At 32.1% G+C, this 3,189-nt stretch carries 3 protein-coding genes; all 3 read left to right on the top strand.

What is annotated here, in order from left to right; translation table 11 throughout:
- Window positions 1-297: 297 nt before the first annotated feature.
- The 3 genes from ACJDT4_RS23215 (at window position 298) to ACJDT4_RS23225 (ending at window position 3,090) form a co-directional block, all read left to right on the top strand.
- Window positions 298-576: a hypothetical protein gene (locus ACJDT4_RS23215; protein ID WP_406790004.1), complete on the top strand. Its 279-nt coding sequence runs from the start codon at window positions 298-300 to the stop codon at window positions 574-576.
- Window positions 577-2,526, top strand: coding sequence for an insertion element protein (locus ACJDT4_RS23220; protein ID WP_406790005.1), 1,950 nt, complete (start codon window positions 577-579; stop codon window positions 2,524-2,526).
- A gap of 129 nt (window positions 2,527-2,655) precedes the next feature.
- Window positions 2,656-3,090, top strand: a complete 435-nt coding sequence (locus ACJDT4_RS23225) for a GNAT family N-acetyltransferase (protein ID WP_406790006.1) — start codon at window positions 2,656-2,658, stop codon at window positions 3,088-3,090.
- Window positions 3,091-3,189: the final 99 nt, after the last annotated feature.

Consider the following 3,189-nt stretch of genomic DNA (forward strand, 5'->3'; position numbering starts at 1 on the left):
TAACGGGTTTACTTTAGAGGTTCAAAAACAAAAAATACAATAACTTTTGAGTGCAAAATTACATTGATTTTTGCACTCTTTTATTTTGGCTCAAATCAACGGTTTAGTGGTAATTTCTTATAAAACTGCACTAATTTTTACACAGGTTTTTGCAAAACAAAAAACCGATGTAATAAAATTATTACAACTGCAAAAATACGTGTAAAAATGTATGTAAAAATGCTTGTAAAACTGGTTGTTTTTCTTCAATTAGGGTATAATATAAATAGGAACAAATATTCTATTTGGAGGTATCTTATGGATTTCATTAAGCCTAAAAACACTAATAAAGAGAATGTTTCTTACAAGATTTCTCACAAAACTAAACTTATCGTTGAATACTATGCTAAATACACTGAATATGAGGAAGATGAAGTCGTAGATATGTTCCTACAGAATATTTTGAAAGATAGTAATTTTGTAGAATGGCTCAAAAATCGTAGGAGCAAGAAGAAAATAAATGAAATTATATTTGGTATAAATAATAATGAAGAAGCCTCAAATGACACTACTTATATTGAGGAGGATGATTTTTAATTGCCTAAACTAAAGGAATTAGCAAATGAAACCTCTTTAGATGTAAGAACGATATGCCCTTATTCCGATAAGGAATTAGAGCAGATGGATAAAGACTATAAGGCTCTATCCCCTATAGACTTTGGAAAGAAATACAGGTATTTAATCTTTTTACCCTCGTATCTTGTGGAGCAGTCAAACTCCTTCCCTATTCAAATGAACTATTGCAACAATCCTTTCTGTAAATGGTTTGGTATGCCACAGCAGAAGTTTGAAAATGTTAAGAGTAAGCCATCAAGATATAAGATAGTCGGTGTCCGTAGTGGAGTAAGTAGAGGTCTTGCCTGTAATGAAGATGTTGTTAAAGATACAGAAGGCATTAGCATGAACTGTATAACTGAAAGCGTATCAAACTGGTCTATCGCAGAAGAAATTAAAAGGCTCATTACTATAAATACCGTAGTTGATAAAGAAGAAAGATATATCTTTCATAAAGATGGCTGTTTAGACTTTTATAAAAACCCTTTTGATAATAAAAAAGCCTTTTACAGCAGAGGAAAAAGCACAGGCAACTCACAAAAGTATCAATGTAAGACTTGTAAGAAGATAACTAATGTCTTGCCTACAATAAGAGAAAACTTTAGTTATAATCAAAATAAGAATGATATACTGCCTTTATTTACAGAACTGCTCGTAAGCAGAACCCCTGTTAAGCGTACTTGTGAGATACTTGATATAAGCCCTAAAACTTATTACCACAAATTAGAGTGGTTATATAGGAAGTGCCTTGAATTTCTTGAAAGATACGAAACCAAAGCCTTTAAGAGCATGGAGTTTGATAAGATATGGCTCAATACAGACAAGATGATATATTACCTTAACAATGTTAGGAAAAAAGGCAAAGGTGGACTTCACTATGACATAGAGGACACTAAATTTCAGACCTTTCTTGTAGCCAGTAGCGAACTGTATTCAAGGTATGTATTTAGAGCAGATATAGCGTATGACTTCAACATTACACAGGAGCAGATTGAGGCTGATACAATTAAGTACCATGATGACCACCTATACGGTTTTGCAAGGAAGAATGAAAGATTGAGATTTCCGTATGCTCCACAGCCTCCTACCCCTAATGATGATGAAACTAAATCAGAGTATGAATTAAGGCTCTCCGAGTTTAATAGAAGAAAAGACTACATAGAAGGTATGCACACTAATTCAAAATACACCTCTGTAGCACACTATTGGCTTATTAAAGAAATGATAAACTGCAATAAGTGGAACTTTATCTCTGACGAAGATAGTTCTCTCATAGACGCTATTATGAGGGTTTTTACGCAGTCTATAAAGGATAAAAACTCTCACTACTTTCTTTGTAAGTTAGACCGTAATTTAAGCAAGAAAGAGGCTTATAACTTATTTACAGAGGCTATGAGAGAACTTAAAAAATGGGTTAAAGATAATGGAAAGAAAGGATTATCCTCCTTTGAAATACAAAAGCAAATTATAGCAGAAGTATTAGACTATCACAGCCTTTATGACTATGTAGTTAAAGATGGAGAGCGTTATCCTAAATGGGGCAAAAAACCCATAGAACACCCCTTACCATCCATTGATGAAGGTGTACGATATGTGGACTGTATAACTGATTTGTCAGATAAATCTACAAGCGAAGTAGCCGACTACTTGGCAAGAGTAAACAGCCACTCAATTAACGCTTTCTTCAATCAGATAAGAAGGAGCATATCAATACTTGAAAGACCACTTGTTACTGCAAGAGGCGAAGGAAAGAGTTATATCTACTCTAACTATAATCCAAAGTACGCCCAATACGCTATAACTATATTAAGGACATTCTATAATTTCTGTTGGGCTTTCAAGAGTGGCAACGGTGATGTACTAACTCCTGCACAGAGAATAGGTATTACTGATAAACAGTTTAACTACAATGATATAATATATTTTTCTTAACTCTTATTTGTTTCATTATATTGGAAAAGCCTACACAATAGTTTATAATATATATAGACAATATAAGAATATGGCAAAGTAAAATTGTTTATAAAATTAGTAGATAAATATGAATTTATGGAGGTAGACATGGAGTATAGTGTGCTTAAAATAACAGATATTGAAAAAGTCATTCCTTTATATATTGAATATTATAATGAGCAAGAGGATTCTGAATGGACAGAAGAAACAGTGTATAAAAGAATTCATCAAGTAGTAACAAGGGAAGACTCATATGGTCTTATTCTTTGTGATGATAATTCAATAGTTGGATTTGCCATGGGATATTTTGAACAGTATGATGATGGAAAAGCCTACGATTTGATAGAAATAGTAATATCACATAAGTATCAAAGAAAAGGCATTGGTACATCTTTTATGCAAGAATTAGAAAAAAGAGTGAAAGAACTTGGTGCATTTTTAATACAAATGCAATCAGTGAATGATGAAAAGCATAATAATTTCTATGGAAATTTAGGTTATAATGATTGTAAAAACCTAATATTAAAATCAAAAGTAATATAAGTTCCAACTTGTCTAATAGAATAAAAACGGCATTACTTGTAGTTGAGTTAATACGCAATCTTCATATTGTCCATCAATAACTAAATGTATGTAAAAACC

Origin of the sequence: Clostridium neuense (assembly GCF_045310695.1) — a bacterium.
In the GTDB taxonomy this organism is placed as follows: Bacteria; Bacillota; Clostridia; order Clostridiales; family Clostridiaceae; genus Clostridium_S; species Clostridium_S neuense.

Excerpts from the sequence above, each read along its gene's own strand:
- ACJDT4_RS23215 (WP_406790004.1), top strand. The coding sequence starts at position 298 with ATGGATTTCATTAAGCCTAAAAACACTAATAAAGAGAATGTTTCTTAC.
- ACJDT4_RS23225 (WP_406790006.1), top strand. The coding sequence starts at position 2,656 with ATGGAGTATAGTGTGCTTAAAATAACAGATATTGAAAAAGTCATTCCT.